Raw genomic sequence first — 19631 nt, 5'->3', positions numbered from 1 at the left:
TCAACTCTTCCAGCCTTCGGGATTAGCGGTTAGGAGGCGTCATGGCCAGCACACCCGATTCCATTGCAGACAAGCACGAGCATGTCCTGATCGTCGATTTCGGCAGCCAGGTGACGCAGCTGATTGCGCGGCGCCTGCGCGAGAGCGGCGTTTATTGCGAGATCCATCCTTTCAACAAGGTCGATGCGGCCTTCATCGAGGATTTCGACCCGAAAGCGATCATTCTCTCCGGCGGGCCGGCGAGCGTGACCTGGGACGACAGCCCGCGCGCCGACGATGCGGTGTTCACGCGCGGCGTGCCGGTGCTCGGCATTTGTTACGGCCAGCAGGTGATGATGGAGCAGCTGGGCGGCAAGGTCGAAAGCGGCACGAGCCGGGAGTTTGGCCGCGCCTTCATCGAACAGGTCACCGAAAGCGAATTGCTGGAAGGCCTCTTCCAGGGCGAGGATCACAAGGAACAGGTCTGGATGAGCCATGGCGACCATGTCGCCGAGCTGGCCCCGGGCTTTGGCGTCATCGCCAAGTCACCGGGCGCGCCGCTCGCCATCATCGCGGACCTGGAGCGGCGCTTCTATGCCACGCAATTCCATCCGGAAGTCGTCCATACCGTGCATGGCCGCCAGATGCTGCGCAATTTCACCCACAAGATCGCCGGCCTCTCGGGCGACTGGACCATGGCGGCCTATCGCGAGGAAGAGATCGAGAAGATCCGCAAGCAGGTCGGCGACGGCAAGGTGATCTGCGGGTTGTCCGGAGGGGTCGACAGCTCTGTCGCCGCCGTCCTCATCCATGAGGCGATCGGCGAGCAGCTGACCTGCGTTTATGTCGACCACGGCCTGATGCGGCTGAACGAGAGCGAGGAAGTCGTCAGCCTCTTCCGCGACCATTACAACATCCCGCTGGTGCATGTGGATGCGAGCGAGACCTTCCTCGGCGCGCTCGAAGGCGTCTCCGACCCGGAGAAGAAGCGCAAGACCATCGGCAAGCTCTTCATCGACGTGTTCGAGGAAGAGGCGAACAAGCTGGGCGGGGCCGATTTCCTGGCCCAGGGCACGCTTTATCCGGATGTGATCGAGAGCGTCTCGGCCATGGGCGGGCCGTCGGTGACGATCAAGTCGCACCACAATGTCGGCGGCCTGCCGGAGCGGATGAACATGAAGCTCGTCGAGCCGCTGCGCGAGCTCTTCAAGGACGAGGTCCGCGCGCTGGGCCGTGAGCTCGGCCTGCCGCAGAGCTTTATCGGGCGCCACCCTTTCCCGGGGCCGGGGCTTGCCATCCGCATTCCGGGCGAGATCACGCGCGAGAAGGCCGACACGCTGCGCAAGGCGGACGCGATCTATATCGAAGAGATCAAGAATGCCGGGCTCTATGACGAGATCTGGCAGGCTTTCTCCGTGCTGCTGCCGGTGAACACGGTCGGCGTCATGGGCGACGAGCGCACATATGAAGCGGTTCTGGCGCTGCGGGCGGTAACGTCCACCGATGGTATGACGGCGGACTATTATCCCTTCGATCATGCCTTCCTCGGCCGGGTCGCGACCCGCATCATCAATGAGGTGAAGGGCGTGAACCGGGTGGTCTATGACGTCACCTCCAAGCCGCCCGGCACGATTGAGTGGGAATGATTCCGAGTCTCTCGCGGACTATCGAGTCCAATCAATAAAATTATAAAAAACAATAGCTTGATACGAATATCTTTCGCTATCTATCGCCGTTTATCGCGGGCCAACAGATCATTCTGACGGTATCGCTCGACGGTATACAAATTCGCTCGCACCCCCTAAATTCAAAATACCGTCAGGCCTTTTGGGCGGCATGACGGTATTTGTTCGGCATAAGCTGTTGTTGTTATTGGGTTTTGTTGTTGGTAATTGGCCATTTCGGCCTGACGGTAAAATTGGATGGGAAGGAGCACGGATGCTGACCGACATTGCGATCAAGTCTCTGAAACCAAAGGAGAAACCTTACAAGGTTGCTGATCGGGACGGGCTATACGTGTCCGTCGCTCCGACCGGTACCAGGACGTTTCGTTACGATTACCGTGTGAATGGGCGCCGCGAGACTCTGACCATCGGGCGCTATGGCAAATATGGCATCACGCTGGCCGCGGCCCGGGAGAAGCTCATCGATGCCAAGAAGATGGTCGAGGAGGGCATATCGCCCGCCAAGGCGAAGAAACGGGCCAAGGCGAAGGTGAGGGCCGAAGGAACCTTCGGAGAGCTCGCCCGGCGCTGGCTCGATGGAAGCGAGATGTCGGACTCAACACGGGACATGCGCCGGCACATTGTCGACCGGGACCTGATTCCAGCGCTTGGCAATTACACGCTGCGTGAAGTGACACCCGAAGACATCCGGGCGCTGTGCGAGAAGATCAAGAAGCGCGGGGCGCCCTCGACTGCACTGCATGTGCGCGAATTCATCAAGCTAATCTACGCCTTTGCCAATTTGCACGGCATCAGGGTCGAGAACCCTGCCGAAGAGGTCGATCCCCGCTCCATTGCCCGCGTGCGTCCACGTGACCGCTCGCTCTCGCCGCTTGAAATCCGCATCCTCTACCGTCTGCTGGACGAGATTACGGCCAATCCGACCCTGAAGCTCGGCGTGAAGTTCATCCTGCTGACCATGAAACGCAAGACCGAGGTCGCGCATGCGGTCTGGGACGAGATCAGCTTCCAGGACGCGGTCTGGACGATCCCCAAGAAGCGCATGAAGACAGGGCTCGACCATAATGTGTATCTCTCACGCCAGACACTCGACATCCTTGTCGCCCTGAAAACATGCGCCGGTGGATCGAAATATGTCTTCCCGTCGCGCTACGACACGTTCCGGCCGATCTCGAATGCAACCTTCAACCGGATCACGGACAGCGCGCACAAGCTGGCCGAGGAAATGGGGCTGCCCTTGGAGCCTTTCACGGTGCATGATCTGCGCCGGACCGGATCGACACTTCTCAACGAACTCGGCTTCAATCGGGACTGGATCGAAAAGAGCCTCGCCCATGAGGACCGCCGTTCCTCGCGCGGGGTCTATAACAAGGCTGAATATGCCGATCAGCGCCGTCACATGCTGCAGGAATGGGCGGACATGATCGATTCCTGGGCCGCAGGCGAGACGCGCAAACCGGTCATCATTCCGGAAAGCATGGGCGTTTATGCATCCGGTCCAGACCTGTCTGCGGATCTTGATATGTAATGCAATTTGCACTACATATTCGGCTTGAAAGGAGTCCCTGCGATGTTGGACCTGCCCATAAACGATCCCGACGAGGGAAAACAGACCCGTACCACCCAGATCCGCCATGGCGACAATCTGGGCGAACTGATCACGCGCGCCGCCGCCTCGCTTGGCGTCGACAAGTCGGTTTTCCTTCGCACCGCCATTGCCCGGGAAGCCTCCCGGGTGATCGAGGCCGGATCGCGTCATGTCCTGACCCCCGAGGATGCGGCGCGCTTTTCCGCCGCGCTCGATACACCTCCGGCACCGACGCCGCGGGCGCTTGCCGCGGCAAAGGCCTATCGCCGGCGCGTCGTGCATGCCGACTGAGGCCGGTGACCTTCGCATTGAAACCCTGGATCCGGCGCGGCACGACCGCGCCGGATTTTCGTGTGGCGTGGAGCGGCTCGACAATTATCTGAAACTGTCGGCCAGGAAGCAGCAGAAGGATGACATGACCCGGGTCTATGTCGCGGTCGAGGATGGCCGGACCACGATCCTTGGATATCACGCGATAAATCTCGGCATGATGAACGTGGACGCGCTTTCCAAGCGCCCGCGCGGCGCGCCGGATCATGGCGAATTGCCGATCCTGTTCCTCGGGCAGGTCGCTGTGAGCGAGACTGCGCAGGGGCAGGGTATCGGTTCAATCCTCATGCATCACGTGTTCGAGAAGGCCTGCGGGATCGCAAGCGAAGCAGGCTGTTTCGCCATCGTGCTGGACGTAATGCCCGATGGCGGCAAGGCAGCGTACAAGCGCCGGAAGGCCTGGTACGAAACCTTCGGTTTCCAGTCCTTTGTGAGCGATCCCGGACGCATGTTCATGACCATGAAGCAGGTGCGCTTAATCGTGAGCGAGCATGCAGACGCTGGATAGGGACTCTGCTCTTGCTGGCTCAGCGCCTGCTTTCCGGCACGGCGCGTTGCCGGTAATCGGGGTGGGCGCCGCACCCCTCGCGTCCTTCCTGCCGCCGGGCATCAATCCATTCCAGCACTTCAGCAAGCGGCCAGACCACACATCGCGGTGTCAGATAGAAGCGTTTGGGAAACGCTCCCTTCTGCTCAAGCTCGTAGATCGTCGTGTCCGAGAGCGGCACCAGCTTGCGAAGTTCGGGGCGCCTTACGGTCCTCCGCCTGAATATGTCTGCGGGCGTGATCCGTTCCGGGTCGGTGGATGTGACTGGTGCGGGGGGCCTCGCTGCAGGCGCGGCGATCTCCTTGGCAAATTCGTTCAATCTCAGACGAGCATCTTCTCTAACGCGATGTAACATCTGTTAGCCTTCCAGCTGGTTTGGGCCCGGTCCTCACACCGGCCTCGGCCAGCATGCCACCCTGAACAAGACCGGCATTGGGCGATCGAGGCCGTTACTCCGATCATCTCACGTATTTATCGAAAGGCGAGTTTGCCCCGGGGCCGAATGCTGCAAGCGGCAGCACAGTGCTGCACGAGCTGTGGCAAAACTGGCCAGGTCGATAGAATACAAATCCGGACTTTCGCGTATTCGAGAGCATCTGGCCCGGTGGCCATGAACCCACAAGAGCCCGGACGATGGAAGAAATGTCACCAGCCTTGGCCGGCTTCACCAATCTTGACCAGAAGCCTGCCAGCAGAGCTTTCTGAGAACTGTGAAACAAAACCATCTACCGCCAGGTCGATACCGGAAAGGATGTTGGGACTATCTTGCAACGCGCCAGACAAGACCCATTCTCGGATGTGCTCAAGCGCTCGATCGAACTGGTCCCGGAAATCAAATACGACAAAGCCTTGCAGGGTTAGTCTTCGCGTTATCACGGATGTCATCTGACGGCAGCCACGAGGCTCTCTTTGGTTGTATTCGCTGGTCTGGCCGCAGATGGCGATCCGGCCGAACAATTTCATGTTCTGAATAACAGCATCAGAAATCTCACCCCCGACATTATCGAAATAGGCGTCAATGCCTTCCGGGGCTTTTGCATTCAGCTCGCGAGCGAGTGACTTTGAGTCTCGATAATCGAGGCTGTCGTCGAATCCGTAGATTTCGATCAGGTCACGACACTTTTCCTTGCCGCCCGCAATACCAATAACATGACACCCCAATATTTTGGCGATCTGTCCGGCAGCGCTTCCGACAGAGCCCGCCGCCGACGAGATCACAACCGTCTCGCCCGGCTGGATGGCCAGCACATCCGTCAAGCCGAAATATGCTGTCAATCCTGATGGCCCCATTGTGCCGAGTGCGGTGTGCAGCGGTAGATCTTTCAAATGCTGCGTACCAATGCGATTTATGTCAGAAGCCGCTACGATGGCATGTGTTGCCCAAGCGAGCTGTCCTACGACCAGATCGCCAGGTTCGAACAAGACGCTTGCGGATTCCAGGACGATTCCGACGCCCATCCCTGGTATGATTTCTCCAACCTCGATCTTCGCTGCATAGGTGTCTGCGCCGATACGCGCCCGGATACCAGGAGCAACCGTGTGGTAGCGAATTTCTACCAGAACCTTCTGCTCTGTAGGAGAAGGAAGGTCGGTTTCCGCCAGAGAGAAATTCGAACTGGATGGCATTCCGACGACAGGCTTTGCCAGTACCCATTGCAGCGCTTTCATACAGCAGTCTCCAGTGTCGCAGAAAGTTAGACGCAGCCGCGTCTACAGATTTCTCCGATTTCGTTATCCTTCAAAAGTATACAGGTATTGCTGTCTGTTCTTGCAAGACAGACTCATTGGCTGGCGGCTGTCTTATTCCCATCGGCGACGGTCCGCCCATAGTCTGCCTCTTTGCATCAGTGCCATAGCGGCGGCGTGAAGTTTCTGACCGGTCGCTTGCGGGGCCTTTCCGGCACATGCGCGAGCGTGGGTCCCTTCAAGGATGATCCCGAGTTTGAAACACGCCAGCACGACATACCAATTGAAGCCAGAGAGGTCCCTGTCCGATTGGTCTGCATAGTGCGCGATCAGCTCGTCAACTAGCGGAAATCCGTCCCAGGGTTCGACTTGCAGGATTGGAAGTTCGGGAGTGTAGCCGCGCCAGGTTGCAATTATCCAGCCAAGGTCCAGCAGCGGATCTCCTATTGTCGAAAGCTCCCAATCGACAATGGCCGCCAGTTCCGGACCATCATAGCGATACATTACATTGGCGAGCTGATAGTCGCCATGCATGATGCCGGGCTGGAAACTGGAAGGCACATTCTCCGACAAGTAGTCCGACAGCCCGTGGACGCCCTCCAGGCTTTCCGGGCCGGGCCATCCCTCGTGACGAGAATATGAGGCGAGCTGCCTTTGCCAGCGCGGGACCTGTCTTTGGAGGAAATTCTCCGGCTTCCCAAATCCCTCCAGTCCGACCTCAAGATAATCAATATTGGCAAGTGCTGCCGCTCCGTCGACAAGCGAAAACCCCATGGCGCGGCGCATGGCGGAATCGGATCGGTGGGGCTCCGGCATTCCGTTCACGGCATTGAAGCCGGTGACGGGTTCCATCAGGTAGAAGCTGGCACCAAGGACTTCCTCGTCAGCGCAGGCAGCAAGCAAGGCCGGATGGGGAACGTTGCTGCCTTCCAGCGCGCCCAGAACACGCGCTTCGCGCATCATGGTCACATTGGCTTCGGGCCGGGGATTGAGCGAAGGCCGGCGGAGAACATATATCCTGCCTTCTCGTTCGAACCGCACAATCAGGTTTTGCGTCCCGCCCGTGAGGAGGGACATGCCGGCGATCGGTCCGCTGCCAAGCCCTTGTTCATCCATCCATTCGACAAGGCGGTCGCTATCGACGCCCTTGATTTCACTTTGGGTGTTCATTCAGAGCAACATTCCCCCATCGGCAAGCAGGGTCTGGCCGACAATGTAACCGCTCATCGGAGACGCGAGGAAGAGTGCAATCGCTGCCATTTCCTCGGGAGTTCCAAACCGGCCGAGCGGGATATTAGACCGAGCCGCGTCAGCCCGCTTTTCGTTTTCGGTGGTTACGCGGGTCATCCGCGTCGGCACAAAGCCGGGAGCAATGCCATTGACGCGTATTCCCTCAGCAGCCCAGGCCTGAGCGAGAGTTCTTGTCAGACCAAGCGCGCCGGCTTTGGAGGCATTATAGGCCGGATTGCCTCGGGTGGCATGGAATGCGGCTGAGGAGCTGACGATAATGAGTGACCCGTTGCTTTGGGAAAGCAGATCACGGAATTTCATGGCACAGGTCATAAGGCTCGTCAGATTGACATCCAGGACCCGGCTGAAGCCTTCGGTCTCGAACTCCTTACGCTCGTAAAGGACCAGCCCTTGGCAGAGCACAAGCACGTCCAGCTTCGAAAACGGAGGAGCATAGGATTCGACCCGGCCGGATTCGACGACATCCATGCACTCATACCGAATTCCGGCCAGGTCAGATGTCGGCTCATTCTCATAGTCCTCTGGGCTCTGGCGTGTCCCCCAGACATGAACGTCGGCGCCCTTTGTGCGGAAGGCCTGCGCGGTCGCGTTGCCGATACCGCTCGTGCCGCCGACGACCAGAGCAGTCTTGCCAGTGAAGTCGATTGAGTAGTCCATAGATGTGTTTCCTTCGCGGCGACTTACGGGACTGGTTGCGATTGATCGAGAGGCGGATACATATCTTCAGCATGTGCTCTCGCCTTGTGCTGTATATAGTCCGGAAACAGACTGTTTGTGGGCTCAACGTCCCGCAGCATTTCCTTCGCCACTGTAAGCTTGTGAACCTCTGTTGGCCCGTCGGCCAATCCGATCATGTAGCTGTTCATGAGGTGGTAAGAGAACGGCATTTCAGTGGACAGCCCCAGCGAACCATGCAGGTGCAGTGCCGTGGATGAAACATCGTGCAGCACTCTGGGCATCATTACCTTAACTGCCGCAATGTTCTGCTTGATCGCCTTCCAATCCTTGGACTCGTCAGCCAGCCACGCCGCCTCCAGAGTGAGAAGCCGGAACTGGCGAAGCTGGATCCAGCAATCGGCCAGTCTTTCCTGGACCATCTGCTTCTCGGCCAGCTTTTCACCTTTCGTGAAACGTGAAGCGACGCGTTGACATGTTAGGTCAAGGCACTTTGTGGCCTCGGCCAAGGCCCGCATCGCATGATGCAGCCGGCCACCGCCGAGACGGACCTGCGCCACAACAAAAGCGTCACCTCTGCCACCAAGCATATGGTCCTTTGGAACGCGTACATTGTCGAATCTGAGATGCGCATGCTCGGCCTCGGCCTGTCCATAATAGGTGTAATCGCGCACGAACTCGATCCCCGGCGTTTCAGCGGGTACAATAAACATGGACATGCTGCGATAAGGGGTATCCGCATCGGGGTCAGTCACGGCCATAACAATAAAGAAAGCGGCAAATCGGGCATTCGACGCAAACCACTTCTCGCCGCTAATGGCCCACTCATCACCTTCGTCGGTTGCTCTTGCCTTCAGGAGTAGCGGATCCGACCCACCATGCGGCTCGGTCATCGCGAAGCAGGACACAATTTCATTATTTAGAAGGGGGTCAAGATAGCGCCGCTTTTGTTCGGCTGTTCCGTAATGTGCGAGGATCTCGGAGTTGCCGGTGTCGGGTGCCTGCGCCCCGAACACAATCGGACCAAATCTGGAGCGTCCGAACTGTTCATTCATGAGGGCAAGCTTGAGTTGACCATAGCCTTTCCCGCCCAGCTCGGCACCGAGATGGCAGGCCCAGAGGCCGCGCTCCTTTACTCTTTTCTGGAGAGGGCGGACGTATGTCTTGAACCGTTCATCATGAATATTCCACTGACTGCCGAGAATGAAATCCAGCGGTTCAACTTCAGTTTCAACAAATTCTCTGATCCAATCCAGTTCTGACTGAAACTCTGCATCTGTCTCGAAAGACCACATTGCCATCTCCAACTCGCTAGTGACCATTGCATTTTGACTCAGGGAAAGATGGGAAGTCGAATTTGTATTCCTTTTGCTTTGGATTTGGTTTGCTTATAGATGGGGTCGAGATCGCAACATCGCTGGAGGGAAGATCATGGATTTGAGGGCAACCCCCTTTCGGGCCTTCCTCAAAATTGCCGAACTTGGGTCCTTCACGCGTGCGTCCGAGGCACTGAACGTGTCACAGCCGGCGCTGTCGGCCAGCATACGGGAAATGGAACGACAGCTGGGGTTCGATCTGTTCCACCGTACAAGTAGGCGGGTCAGCCTCACGCGGCAGGGGCAGGCTTTCGTTGCGAATGCGCGCAGACTGGTTCTGGAGTCCGACTGGCTTCACCAGAAAGCGGAGGAATTGAGGACCAATGCGCTCCGGCTCGCCGTCCAACCGCACTCGGTGTTCTTTCCGGAACGGACGCGCCTGACGGACTCGTTCCTCAAAGTATACTCAAATACGAGTATCGAAGTGCTGACGCTTGGCCATGTGAGGATTTTCGATGCCCTGAAGGAAGAGAATGTCGACCTTGCGCTCGCCATCGAGCCCGACTGCCAGGAGAGTCACCGGCAGGGTCGCGATGATGAGCTTGATCGATTGATTGTGCGACGGCGTCCCATGCGGCTGATCATTCCAGCGGGTCACCCACTCGATGGCGCAGTCAAGATAGACGATGATCTCCTGAAGGGGCATTCAGTCGCGACCATCAATCGTCTGCATGGAGTCAGTCTTGCCGATGCCGTCGCACGGGGGCTCGTTGCTGCCGGAGCCAGGCTTGTGCGTCCGCCAGAGGCCGATGCATTTTCCCTGCTGCGATATGCAACATTGAACAGAATCATGTGCGTGGATCTCGGCTGGTTCGATCCTGAGCTCTATTTGGCTGGTACGGGCGAGGCTCACCGCCTGACTTCCGTCGCGGCACCATTTCTTGGGCTTGCGACCCAGTTGTCCGTGCTCAGACGCCGCGGCGAGCAGAGATCAGCCGCAATGGATTTCTGGGAGCATGCAAAGCAGTCGGCTGTTGAGGAGCCCGTGTGCTTGTGAAACCGGAATCGGAACGCTGCAAAGGGAGAAGGAAATCGCCTTCATCCGTGCGCCAATAGAGTCTTTCCATTCCGGATAGCGGTGATTGCGCGATCTGTGACGTGGGCTTCGAACGAGACAACATTGCCGTCTTTCCACAGGTCGACTGTCAAAGTCTCGCCCGGATAGACTGGCGAGGAGAAACGCACTTCATGGTGCGTGACCAATGAGGGGTCATTGTCGCAATATTCCTTCAGAACAGCGCGACAGCAAATCGCAAATGTGCACAGACCATGCAGAATTGGCTGGGGGAAGCCGGCCGCGAGCGCTGCATCGGGATCGGCATGGAGCGGGTTGTCATCGCCCGAAAGCCTGTAGAGCAGTGCCTGATTTTGGGTCGTGCCGATACGCACACTCTTGTCGGGCGCACGCGACGGGACAGAGTGAGGTTCAGGCTGTCCGTCACGGGGACCGCCAAATCCGCCTTCGGCGCGCGCGAAACTCGTCGTCCTGATAGTGGCGAGCGGCTCTTGGTCCCCTTCCAGCCTCATTACTTTCTCCTGCGAAAACACTGCACCGCGTCCAGGGCCCTTGTCCCAAGCCCCAAGCATCCTGCTCGTTGCCACTGCTTGTCCGCTTGATGGAAAGCGCTTGTGCAGCGTGACTGCATGCTCGCCGTGTAGCACGTACCGATAGTCTATGCCGACATCCTCCAGAGCGCCGCCATTGAATCCGACAACAACAGGGAAGGTCGGGAAGACTTTCAGCTGTTTCTCATAGACGAAGCCGAGCTCTGCCCGGTCCAGAGGGTCCGCACCGAGGCCGATCCCAAGCGCGTACAGCATTGCGTCTTTCTGACTCCATTCATGGCGGTTTTCTTTGCTCAGGCTCATCACCTGCTCGTGGTTGATGTCCGGAAGTGAAGCGTCTCTGTTGATTTCCATTCGAAGCGATTCTCCATTTTTCAGACGATTCCCTTCGATATGCCTGAAATGAGGCAAAAACAAAACAAACGCTTTAATTTGTGAGCTGGTTGTGGCAAACCTTTGGGACCGTGACTGGCCAAGGTGTCGCAGTTTCCGGATCGGATTGTTGCACCGGCGATGCCCAGAAGCGTAAAAATAAAATTGGATCACAAGGAGCCCGAACGATGCCGAATGCTGCAGTCCCAGAAAGCCACTATGCTGACCTGCCGAATGGCCGGATCCGTTATCATGAGGCGGGTTCGGGCCCGGCGGTAATCTTTATCCATGGTGGAGGCCCGGGAGCTTACGGCTTCAGCAATTTCAGCAAAAATATGCAGGCCCTCGCCGATAGAGGATTTCGGTCGATTGTGTACGATCATCCGGGCTTTGGCGAATCTGAGCACCGGAACATCAAAGGCGGCATGTTCGATGCCATGGCGGAAGCACTTCTGGAACTCATGGACTATCTTGAACTGGACAAGGCAAGCCTAGTGGGCAATTCGCTAGGTGGCGGAACGGCGCTGGTTCTGGCGCTCGATCATCCTGAGCGCGTTGATAAGCTTATCCTCATGGGGCCCGGCGGTGGCATGCCGGTGCATTCGACCTTCCCCACCGAAGGTATAATGCGTATGGCGACCTTCTATGATGGAGACGGGCCGTCTATCGAGAAAGTGGATCGGGTTGTCGATCTTCTTGTGTACGACAGATCAGATATAACGCCGGACCTCATTGAAAAAAGATTTGAGGCTGCCACCCGGCCCGAAATCGTCGCTGCCCCCCCGCTGGCGGGCCAAGTGGGAAATACGGCGAACGACCTATGGCGGCGAGATTTAGAAAGCCTGCCCCACGAAACGCTGATTATATGGGGTGCGGAGGATCGTGTCTTGCCTGTAGACATGGCATTCCAGTTCCAGCGTCGTATTCCAGAAGCCGACCTTCACATCTATTCGAAATGCGGCCACTGGGCTCAGTGGGAGAAGGCGGAAGAGTTCAATTCTCTTGTTGCCGATTTCATCAGCAATGGATGATGGATCAGATGTTTTCGCATTGATCTTGCGACAAATTGATCATGTGTCGGAATGAGCTCTAACTAGCCTGCGGGATTGGTGCGCCGGGCATTCGTATATGCCCCTGGAACATGATCGGGTCGTGCCTGGCGTATCGCACATCCCCACCGCTATGTTTGGCGGCTCTTCATGGTTGCCTATGCGCCTTGCTTGGGGTGCAAGGCGCTGGTATTGCCAGTAACCGGGAGAATAACGTTTCATCAAGCGAGTGCCCTATCCGCGACGTAGGCACTGCTGGTTTATAGCGAATGAACGCGAGTTCATTCGCAGATCTCTCTAATGGAAAACAGCATGCAGGGCGGGGGGTATTGCTGCTATTAGGAACAACAGGCCGGGCGTTTGGCTCAGCAAAGACGATTCCGCCTATCTATGGGCTATAGGAAGGCCGAAACTGTAGCAGCGGTAAGGCCCTTTATAGGCGCATCGGTTTCGTTCCCGCACAAGAGGGAATCGTCCTCGTGTGCGATCAGAGCGCTTCAGTCAGCTCTGGCACAGCGTTGAAGAGGTCGGCGACCAGGCCATAATCGGCGACCTGGAAGATGGGGGCTTCCTCATCCTTGTTGATCGCGACGATGATCTTGGAGTCCTTCATGCCGGCAAGGTGCTGGATGGCGCCTGAGATACCGACGGCAATATAGAGTTCCGGGGCAACGATCTTGCCCGTCTGGCCAACCTGGTAATCATTCGGCGCATAACCTGCGTCGACAGCGGCGCGTGAGGCACCGACAGCGGCGCCGAGCTTGTCGGCAAGTGGCACGATCAGCCGGTCGAATTCATCCTTCGAACCGAGGGCGCGGCCGCCGGAGACGACGCGCTTGGCCGATGTCAGTTCCGGGCGATCGGACTGCACGATCTTTTCCTCGACAAAGGCCGACTTGAACGGGCCTGTCGGCGCGTCGATGGCCTCGACGGAGGCAGACCCGCCTTCACCGGCGGCATCAAACGAGGTGGTGCGAACGGTGACGACCTTCTTCGCGTCTGAAGACTTGACCGTCATGATCGCATTGCCGGCATAGATCGGGCGTTCGAACGTGTCGGTGCCCTCGATCGCGGTGATGTCGGAAACCTGCATCACGTCCAGCTTGGCGGCGATCCGCGGCGTGCAGTTCTTGCCCATGGTCGTGGCCGGCGCGAAGATGGCGTCATAACCATCCATGAGCGGAACGATCAGCGCCTCCATCGCCTCGGCGAGCTGCTTTTCCAGCGTGTCGCTTTCAGCGTGGAGCACCTTGCGGACACCGTCGATCTTGGCGGCGGCCTCTGCCACGGCGCCCGACCCCTTGCCGGCGACCAGTACGTCGATGTCGCCACCGAACGCCTTGGCCGCGGTCACGGTCTTGTGGGTCGCGTCAAAGAGCGATTCATTGTCGTGATCGGCAATAACCAGAACAGCCATTAGAGCGCTCCTTCGGACTTGAGTTTCGAGACGAGCGTGGAGACATCCTCGACGATCTCACCGGCTTCGCGCTCCGGCGGTTCGGTGACCTTCACGACGCTCAGGCGGGCCGCCGTGTCGACGCCATAATCGCCAGGCGCCTTCTCGTCGATCGGCTTCTTCTTTGCCTTCATGATGTTCGGCAGCGACGCATAGCGTGGCTCGTTGAGACGAAGGTCTGTCGTCACGATCGCCGGGGTCTGGAGTGCCAGCGTCTGCAGGCCGCCATCGATTTCCCGGGTCACGGTCGCCTTGCCGTCCTCGATCACGACTTCCGAGGCGAATGTGCCCTGCGGCCAGTCGAGCAGGGCAGCGAGCATCTGACCGGTCTGGTTTGCGTCGTCGTCGATGGCCTGCTTGCCGAGGATGACGAGGTCCGGGTTTTCTTCGCCGACGATGCCTTTCAGGATCTTCGCGACGTTCAGGGGCTCGACAGTCTCGTCGGTCTTCACGAGTATGCCGCGGTCGGCGCCCATGGCGAGCGCTGTGCGAAGCGTCTCCTGGGCCTGTTGCGGGCCGATCGAAACGACGACGATCTCTTCGACCACGCCTTTCTCTTTCAGGCGCACAGCCTCCTCGACGGCGATTTCGTCGAACGGGTTCATCGACATCTTCACATTGGCAAGGTCAACGCCCGTCTGATCCGACTTGACGCGGACCTTCACATTGTAATCGATCACCCGTTTGACGGGCACGAGCACCTTCATCGGCTGGCTCCCATATTCAGTATCCTCTACCATTGCCGAGGCCGGATCCGATACCCGGATCAATCATTCTCAGGATCGGAGTGCATCGACGAATGCAGAAAACAAATGTACTAATTCATGGATTGCTCGCATCTTGTCAGGCAAGTGTCAAGAAAGACTGCGCGCAGCCCTTCCGGAACATTTGCCGGTCTCCGGCAGAAGATATAGTCTTGTATCAAGAGCGAAGTTTTGGCGCGCTAAAGACGGGATTGAAGCTAATCCTGGCGGCGACTTCCAGCTTTGGGAGCATTGTTAGATCAAGGAACATTTTGACATGGTCCCACTTCATCCCCCCCTCTCTCTGACTGCAGAATTGCAGTTGTCAGCTGCAAATGGGTATGTTTACCCGGGTGAATGCCGGTGATATTGCATCTCTAAAACATGTATACTAGGAAGTCGGCAACTTGATGTGCAGCGTCCACCATTTCATCCTCCGTAAGGCCGTTGGGGGCGCAAAGGCCGCGTTGCCGGAGTGGGCGAGCAATCCGCAACGCTGGGCCCGCATCCTTTTCAGGTTCAAGGACCTGCTGGAGCAGAATAGCGGCGAGTTGGCCGAGCTGCTTAACTCCGAACACGACAAGGTGGTCTGGGACTCGATAGGCGACGTGCAGCAGAGCATAGATGTGGTCGAGTTCGCTTGCGGGATTTCGCGCGTACTGAAGGGGTCTCGTGCTGGATGTTCGCGGATGCCATCGCCTGCGGGAACACCTTCGTGCTAAAGCCCTCGGACCAAGGCCCCTCTGCGCCGGCAGGGCTGGCCGAACTCTTTCTGGAGCCCGAGGCGCCGGAAAACGTGCTTGGCGACAACATCGCCGTCGATGGGGTCCTGAATCATCCCTGCGTCGCGATTAGTGTCTGGAAGCGCCCTGCCTTTGGTGACACCGACCAGCACGGCCCCGAAAGCGTGAAGTTCTGGGCCAAGACCGTCACCCAGCGCTGGCCGGAAGGCGATGTCGGCGACCAGGCCTTTATCATCCCGACGATGCAGTAAGTCAGTCTCAAACATCCGGAGACGAACATGATCCTCAACGAAGAACAGACGATGATTTCGTTCATGGCGAAGAATTTCGCCATGAACGAGCTGCGCCCCCATTCGGCGAAATGGGACAAGGAAGGCCATCTCGACCGTTCCAAGCTGGAAGCGCTCGGCGAGCTTGGCTTTGGCGGAATCTATACGCAGGAGGAGCATGGCGGCTCGGGCCTGGGCCGGCTCGATGCGGCGCTGATCTTCGAACAGCTCTCGCGCGGTGACATCAGCCATGCGGCCTTCCTGTCGATCCACAATATGGCGACCTGGATGATCGATAGTTTCGGCCATGACCAGCTGCGCGCGAAATATGTCTCGCGTCTGACGGCGACCGAACTCATCGCCTCCTATTGCCTGACAGAGCCGGGGGCCGGGTCGGATGCGGCGAGCCTCAAGACGACGGCGAAGCTCGATGGCGACGAATATGTGCTGAACGGCGCGAAGGTGTTCATCTCCGGCGCGGGCTTTTCGGATGTCTATGTCGTCATGGCGCGGACCGGGGAGGACGGCGCGAAAGGCGTCTCGACCTTCGTGGTCGACAAGGATGCGCCGGGGCTCTCCTTCGGCAAGCATGAGGACAAGATGGGCTGGCGCGCGCAACCCACCGCGATGGTCAATTTCGACGATTGCCGTATCCCGGCGACGAACCGTGTTGGCGAGGAGGGGCAGGGCTTTCGCTTCGCCATGGCGGGGCTTGATGGCGGGCGGCTCAACATTGCCGCCTGCGCGCTTGGCGGGGCGCAGGATGCGCTCGACCGGGCCTTCGCCTATGTCCGGGAACGCGAGCAGTTTGGCCGCGCCATCATCGAGTTTCAGGCAACCCAGTTCAAGCTCGCCGACATGGAGACAGAGCTCGCGGCTGCCCGCGCGCTTCTCTATGAGGCTGCCTCCAAGCTCGACCGGAAGACAGCTGACGCCACCAAATTCTGCGCCATGGCGAAACGCTTCGTCACGGACACCTCGTCAAATGTCGCCAATGACGCCCTGCAGCTGCATGGCGGGTATGGCTATCTCGGTGACTATGAAGTCGAGCGGATCGTGCGCGACCTTCGCGTTCACCAGATCCTTGAAGGCACCAATGAAATCATGCGCGTCATCGTGGCGCGTGAAATGATGAAAGGCCAGGTATGAGCGAGCGAAGTGTAATCGCGCGCAAGCAAGGCCGGGCAGGGCGGATCACCCTCAACCGACCTAAGGCGCTGCATGCGCTCAATCAGGACATGTGCGACCTCATGACGGATGCGCTCATCACGTGGCGCGATGACCCGCAAGTCGAACTAATTGTCGTCGATCATGCCGAAGGTACGCGTGGTTTTTGCGCGGGCGGGGATATCCGAATGCTGCAGGAGTCCGGCAAGGCGGACGGGCAGGAAGCGCGTGATTTCTTCGCGTCAGAGTACCGGCTCAATACGCTGATAAAGGAATATCCAAAACCCTATGTCGCGATCCAGGACGGCGTGACGATGGGCGGCGGCGTTGGCATCTCGGTACATGGCAGCCACCGCATCGCAACCCCGGACACGATGTTCGCCATGCCCGAAAGCGGCATCGGTCTTTTCCCGGATGTCGGCGGGGGCTGGTTCCTGCCGCGGCTTCCCGGCGCAGTAGGCATGTGGCTCGCCCTGACAGGCGCGCGCCTCAAGGGTGAGGACGTGCTGGCCGTAAGTGTATCGACGCATTTTGCCGAGGACACTTCAGGCCTCGCTGACACGCTCTGCGAGAAGGGCATTAGCGCGCTTGACGGGCTAAAGACTGACGCGACGCCGAGCTTTGCCGAGCATAGGCAAGAGATTGATACTTGCTTCGGACCGGCCAGCGTCGAGGAGATCGTCGCGGCGCTTCAGAACGGCAGCGACTGGGCCAGGGCGCACGCCGAAACGCTCGCCTCCAAATCCCCGCTCACCATGAAGATCGCCCACCGCCAGCTCACTGAAGGCGGCAAGATGAACGATTTTCGCGAGAATATGCGGATGGAGTATCGCATCGGCGGGCGGCTCGTCTGCACCGAGAACTTCATTGAAGGCGTGCGCGCCGTGCTGGTCGACAAGGACCACAACCCGAAATGGGAGCCCCCAACGCTCGAAGCTGTCTCCGACGATCTCGTCGACAGCTTCTTCGCCCCGCTGGGCGACAACGAGCTCCAGTTCATCTGAGAGAGGAAACAGCCATGACAAAAGTCGCATTCATTGGCCTTGGCAATATGGGCTCAGGCATGTGTGCAACCCTCGCCAAGGCCGGCCATGAGGTGAAGGCCTTCGACCTCAGCACTGAAGCCGTTCGCAAGGCTGAAGAGTTCGGCGCGATCGGTGCGGGGTCTATTGCGGATGCGGTCGAGGGCGCTGATGTCGTGGTCTCCATGCTGCCGGCGGGCAAGCATGTGCATCAGGTCTATTTCGGTGAGGACGGTGTCGCGGCGCATGCGGGCAAGGGTACGCTGTTCATCGACTGTTCGACCATCGCGGTGGAAGAGACCCGCTCCGCGGCGCAGAAGGCGAAGGAAGCGGGATTCCTGATGGTCGATGCGCCGGTGTCGGGCGGGACGGCGGCGGCTGATGCCGGGACGCTGACCTTCATGACAGGCGGGCCGAAGGAGGCATTCGATAGGGCGAAGCCACTGCTCGATGTGATGGGCAAGAATGTCTTCCATGCCGGGGATGCAGGCAATGGACAGGTCGCCAAGATCGCCAACAACATGCTGCTCGGCATTTCGATGATCGGGACGTGCGAGGCGTTCAACCTGGCTGAAAGGCTGGGGCTCGATGCGCAGACCTTCTTCGATATCTCCTCGACCGCGTCCGGCCAGTGCTGGTCGATGACGAGCTACTGCCCGGCACCGGGACCTGTCCCGGCTGCGCCGTCGAACCGCGACTACAAGCCGGGCTTTGCCGTCGCCATGATGCTGAAAGATCTGAGGCTTGCCATGGGCGCGGGCGACGATGTCAGGGCCGACATACCGCTCGGCAACCACGCCCAGCAGATCTATTCCCGCCTCGACCAGGACGGCTATGCCGACCTCGATTTCTCCGGCGTCATGAAGCGTCTTAGAGGAGAGATTTGATCATGAGGGCATTCCAGCACGTCATTGTCATCGGCGGCGGCCAGGCTGGCGCGCAGGCGATCCAGTCGCTGCGGCTGTTCGGCTATGAGGGCCATATCACGCTTGTCGGCGATGAAGCCGCCCTGCCTTACCAGCGCCCGCCGCTCTCCAAAGCCTATATGAAGGGCGAACTCGGCGAGGACCGGCTCTATTTCAAGCCTGCCGCCTGGTATGAGGACAACAAGGTCGAGACGCTGCTGTCCCAGCGCGTCGAGAGAATCGACCGATCCGCCCGCGAGGTGCGCCTCGAACATGGCGGGCACCTTCCCTATGACGCGCTGATCATCGCCACCGGTTCGCGCCCGCGTGCCCTGCCGGTCGAGGGCGTGGACCTGAAAAATGTCTTCGACCTGCGCGGCCTGGCCGATGTCGAGCATATCCAGCCGAAGATGATCCCCGGCCACAGGCTGGTCATCATCGGGGCCGGCTATATCGGGCTCGAGGCCGCCGCCGTGGCGCGCCAGCTCGGGCTCGAGGTGACCGTGCTGGAAATGGCTGACCGTGTGCTTGCGCGCGTGACGAGCCCCGTCATCTCCGAATTCTACCAGGACCTGCACCGGGAACATGGCGTCGATATCCGTCTCGGCGCGCGCCTCGACCGGCTGAAGGGCGAGGGTGGCGCGGTCACCCATGCCGTGCTGGCGGACGGTGAGGAAATCGAGGCCGATATGGTGCTGGCCGGGATCGGCATCGTGCCGAATGTGGAGCTGGCTGCCGAGGCCGGCCTGCCCTGCAAGGACGGGATCATCGTCGACGAGGATGCCCGAACCTCCGATCCGCGCATCTTTGCTGCCGGGGACTGCACCGTCCGCCCGCTCGGCCATTATGCCCGCACCGGACGGCTCGAGAGCGTCCATAACGCGATCGAACAGGGCAAGCTTGCTGCGGCCGCCATCATGGACAAGCCGCGCCCGAACATCGATTGCCCGTGGTTCTGGTCCGACCAGTACGACATCAAGCTGCAGATTGCCGGTCTTTCGCAGGGCCATGACGCGGTCGTGGTGCGCGGCGACAAAGCAGCAAAGAAATTTGCGGCCTTCTATCTGAAGAACGGGCGGCTCATTGCCGTCGACGCGGTGAACAGTCCGCCGGAATTCATCGCATCCAAGAAACTGATCATGACCGGGGCTGTCATTGCGCCAGACCGGTTGAGTGATACATCCACAAGCATGAAAGAGATCGCGGCTGCGGCCGTCTGAGG

At 59.0% G+C, this 19631-nt stretch carries 18 protein-coding genes and 1 pseudogene; 11 read left to right on the top strand and 8 right to left on the bottom strand.

Features of this window, described 5'->3' with window-relative positions:
* Positions 1 to 41 precede the first annotated feature (41 nt).
* The 4 genes from guaA to B8784_RS15185 all read left to right on the top strand — a co-directional run bounded on the left by guaA (position 42) and on the right by B8784_RS15185 (position 4090).
* The gene (guaA, locus tag B8784_RS15200) at positions 42 to 1625 is read left to right on the top strand and encodes a glutamine-hydrolyzing GMP synthase (protein WP_084398767.1); all 1584 of its coding nucleotides are present in this window, start codon (positions 42 to 44) and stop codon (positions 1623 to 1625) included.
* A gap of 292 nt (positions 1626 to 1917) precedes the next feature.
* Positions 1918 to 3192 carry a tyrosine-type recombinase/integrase gene (locus tag B8784_RS15195; protein ID WP_084398766.1) on the top strand — a complete coding sequence of 425 codons (1275 nt, stop codon included), beginning with the start codon at positions 1918 to 1920 and terminating at the stop codon, positions 3190 to 3192.
* 42 nt (positions 3193 to 3234) lie between these two features.
* Positions 3235 to 3543 (top strand): type II toxin-antitoxin system TacA family antitoxin, encoded by a 309-nt coding sequence (locus B8784_RS15190; protein ID WP_084398765.1) that lies wholly within the window; start codon positions 3235 to 3237, stop codon positions 3541 to 3543.
* Positions 3533 to 4090 (top strand): GNAT family N-acetyltransferase, encoded by a 558-nt coding sequence (locus tag B8784_RS15185; RefSeq protein ID WP_084398764.1) that lies wholly within the window; start codon positions 3533 to 3535, stop codon positions 4088 to 4090. Before B8784_RS15190 ends, B8784_RS15185 begins: the two co-directional genes overlap by 11 nt.
* 19 nt (positions 4091 to 4109) lie before the next feature.
* Here B8784_RS15185 and B8784_RS15180 read toward each other — a convergent pair whose 3' ends face one another.
* The 5 genes from B8784_RS15180 to B8784_RS15160 form a co-directional block, all read right to left on the bottom strand.
* Positions 4110 to 4448, bottom strand: coding sequence for a helix-turn-helix transcriptional regulator (locus B8784_RS15180; RefSeq protein ID WP_233356174.1), 339 nt, complete (start codon positions 4446 to 4448; stop codon positions 4110 to 4112).
* A gap of 326 nt (positions 4449 to 4774) precedes the next feature.
* Entirely contained in the window at positions 4775 to 5797 is a 1023-nt protein-coding gene (locus B8784_RS15175; RefSeq protein WP_084398762.1) for an NADP-dependent oxidoreductase, read from the bottom strand.
* A gap of 132 nt (positions 5798 to 5929) precedes the next feature.
* Complete coding sequence (locus B8784_RS15170; RefSeq protein ID WP_084398761.1) at positions 5930 to 6985, bottom strand: phosphotransferase family protein; 1056 nt, start codon at positions 6983 to 6985, stop codon at positions 5930 to 5932.
* Positions 6986 to 7723 carry an SDR family NAD(P)-dependent oxidoreductase gene (locus B8784_RS15165; RefSeq protein ID WP_084398760.1) on the bottom strand — a complete coding sequence of 246 codons (738 nt, stop codon included), beginning with the start codon at positions 7721 to 7723 and terminating at the stop codon, positions 6986 to 6988.
* Positions 7724 to 7746: 23 nt separating this feature from the next.
* Positions 7747 to 9036: an acyl-CoA dehydrogenase family protein gene (locus B8784_RS15160; protein ID WP_084398781.1), complete on the bottom strand. Its 1290-nt coding sequence runs from the start codon at positions 9034 to 9036 to the stop codon at positions 7747 to 7749.
* 136 nt (positions 9037 to 9172) lie between these two features.
* Between B8784_RS15160 and B8784_RS15155 the strand changes: the two genes are divergently transcribed.
* On the top strand, positions 9173 to 10114 hold the full coding sequence (locus B8784_RS15155; RefSeq protein WP_084398759.1) for a LysR family transcriptional regulator: 942 nt from the start codon (positions 9173 to 9175) through the stop codon (positions 10112 to 10114).
* A 41-nt stretch (positions 10115 to 10155) separates the two neighbouring features.
* Here B8784_RS15155 and B8784_RS15150 read toward each other — a convergent pair whose 3' ends face one another.
* Positions 10156 to 11037, bottom strand: a complete 882-nt coding sequence (locus tag B8784_RS15150) for a MaoC/PaaZ C-terminal domain-containing protein (protein WP_084398758.1) — start codon at positions 11035 to 11037, stop codon at positions 10156 to 10158.
* A 206-nt stretch (positions 11038 to 11243) separates the two neighbouring features.
* On the opposite strand from B8784_RS15150, the gene B8784_RS15145 reads away from it, so the two are divergent.
* The gene (locus tag B8784_RS15145) at positions 11244 to 12086 is read left to right on the top strand and encodes an alpha/beta fold hydrolase (protein ID WP_084398757.1); all 843 of its coding nucleotides are present in this window, start codon (positions 11244 to 11246) and stop codon (positions 12084 to 12086) included.
* A gap of 505 nt (positions 12087 to 12591) precedes the next feature.
* On the opposite strand, the gene B8784_RS15140 is transcribed toward B8784_RS15145, so the two are convergent.
* Both B8784_RS15140 and B8784_RS15135 read right to left on the bottom strand, forming a co-directional pair.
* Positions 12592 to 13521, bottom strand: coding sequence for an electron transfer flavoprotein subunit alpha/FixB family protein (locus B8784_RS15140; protein WP_084398756.1), 930 nt, complete (start codon positions 13519 to 13521; stop codon positions 12592 to 12594).
* Entirely contained in the window at positions 13521 to 14267 is a 747-nt protein-coding gene (locus B8784_RS15135; RefSeq protein WP_084398755.1) for an electron transfer flavoprotein subunit beta/FixA family protein, read from the bottom strand. The genes B8784_RS15140 and B8784_RS15135 overlap by 1 nt, the downstream gene beginning before the upstream one ends.
* A gap of 470 nt (positions 14268 to 14737) precedes the next feature.
* Between B8784_RS15135 and B8784_RS22245 the strand changes: the two are divergent.
* From B8784_RS22245 to B8784_RS15110, 5 genes and pseudogenes are all read left to right on the top strand, one after another.
* A pseudogene (locus tag B8784_RS22245) lies at positions 14738 to 15048 on the top strand (aldehyde dehydrogenase family protein); the annotation flags it as partial.
* Positions 15049 to 15324: 276 nt separating this feature from the next.
* Positions 15325 to 16464 (top strand): acyl-CoA dehydrogenase family protein, encoded by a 1140-nt coding sequence (locus B8784_RS15125; RefSeq protein ID WP_084398754.1) that lies wholly within the window; start codon positions 15325 to 15327, stop codon positions 16462 to 16464.
* Positions 16461 to 17486, top strand: coding sequence for an enoyl-CoA hydratase/isomerase family protein (locus tag B8784_RS15120; protein WP_084398753.1), 1026 nt, complete (start codon positions 16461 to 16463; stop codon positions 17484 to 17486). The genes B8784_RS15125 and B8784_RS15120 overlap by 4 nt, the downstream gene beginning before the upstream one ends.
* A gap of 14 nt (positions 17487 to 17500) precedes the next feature.
* Positions 17501 to 18391 (top strand): 3-hydroxyisobutyrate dehydrogenase, encoded by an 891-nt coding sequence (gene mmsB / locus B8784_RS15115; protein WP_084398752.1) that lies wholly within the window; start codon positions 17501 to 17503, stop codon positions 18389 to 18391.
* Between the two features lie 2 nt (positions 18392 to 18393).
* Positions 18394 to 19629, top strand: coding sequence for an NAD(P)/FAD-dependent oxidoreductase (locus B8784_RS15110; RefSeq protein WP_084398751.1), 1236 nt, complete (start codon positions 18394 to 18396; stop codon positions 19627 to 19629).
* Positions 19630 to 19631 lie beyond the last annotated feature (2 nt).

It is taken from the genome of Henriciella aquimarina (assembly GCF_002088975.1).
Lineage (GTDB): Bacteria > Pseudomonadota > Alphaproteobacteria > Caulobacterales > Hyphomonadaceae > Henriciella > Henriciella aquimarina.
Note: the sequence above shows the minus strand (reverse complement) of the source record. Positions and strands in the feature narration are given on the sequence as shown.

Excerpts from the sequence above, each read along its gene's own strand:
- guaA (WP_084398767.1), top strand. The coding sequence starts at position 42 with ATGGCCAGCACACCCGATTCCATTGCAGACAAGCACGAGCATGTCCTG.
- B8784_RS15195 (WP_084398766.1), top strand. The coding sequence starts at position 1,918 with ATGCTGACCGACATTGCGATCAAGTCTCTGAAACCAAAGGAGAAACCT.
- B8784_RS15190 (WP_084398765.1), top strand. The coding sequence starts at position 3,235 with ATGTTGGACCTGCCCATAAACGATCCCGACGAGGGAAAACAGACCCGT.
- B8784_RS15185 (WP_084398764.1), top strand. The coding sequence starts at position 3,533 with ATGCCGACTGAGGCCGGTGACCTTCGCATTGAAACCCTGGATCCGGCG.
- B8784_RS15175 (WP_084398762.1), bottom strand. The coding sequence starts at position 5,797 with ATGAAAGCGCTGCAATGGGTACTGGCAAAGCCTGTCGTCGGAATGCCA.
- B8784_RS15170 (WP_084398761.1), bottom strand. The coding sequence starts at position 6,985 with ATGAACACCCAAAGTGAAATCAAGGGCGTCGATAGCGACCGCCTTGTC.
- B8784_RS15165 (WP_084398760.1), bottom strand. The coding sequence starts at position 7,723 with ATGGACTACTCAATCGACTTCACTGGCAAGACTGCTCTGGTCGTCGGC.
- B8784_RS15160 (WP_084398781.1), bottom strand. The coding sequence starts at position 9,036 with ATGTGGTCTTTCGAGACAGATGCAGAGTTTCAGTCAGAACTGGATTGG.
- B8784_RS15155 (WP_084398759.1), top strand. The coding sequence starts at position 9,173 with ATGGATTTGAGGGCAACCCCCTTTCGGGCCTTCCTCAAAATTGCCGAA.
- B8784_RS15150 (WP_084398758.1), bottom strand. The coding sequence starts at position 11,037 with ATGGAAATCAACAGAGACGCTTCACTTCCGGACATCAACCACGAGCAG.
- B8784_RS15145 (WP_084398757.1), top strand. The coding sequence starts at position 11,244 with ATGCCGAATGCTGCAGTCCCAGAAAGCCACTATGCTGACCTGCCGAAT.
- B8784_RS15140 (WP_084398756.1), bottom strand. The coding sequence starts at position 13,521 with ATGGCTGTTCTGGTTATTGCCGATCACGACAATGAATCGCTCTTTGAC.
- B8784_RS15135 (WP_084398755.1), bottom strand. The coding sequence starts at position 14,267 with ATGAAGGTGCTCGTGCCCGTCAAACGGGTGATCGATTACAATGTGAAG.
- B8784_RS15125 (WP_084398754.1), top strand. The coding sequence starts at position 15,325 with ATGATCCTCAACGAAGAACAGACGATGATTTCGTTCATGGCGAAGAAT.
- B8784_RS15120 (WP_084398753.1), top strand. The coding sequence starts at position 16,461 with ATGAGCGAGCGAAGTGTAATCGCGCGCAAGCAAGGCCGGGCAGGGCGG.
- mmsB (WP_084398752.1), top strand. The coding sequence starts at position 17,501 with ATGACAAAAGTCGCATTCATTGGCCTTGGCAATATGGGCTCAGGCATG.
- B8784_RS15110 (WP_084398751.1), top strand. The coding sequence starts at position 18,394 with ATGAGGGCATTCCAGCACGTCATTGTCATCGGCGGCGGCCAGGCTGGC.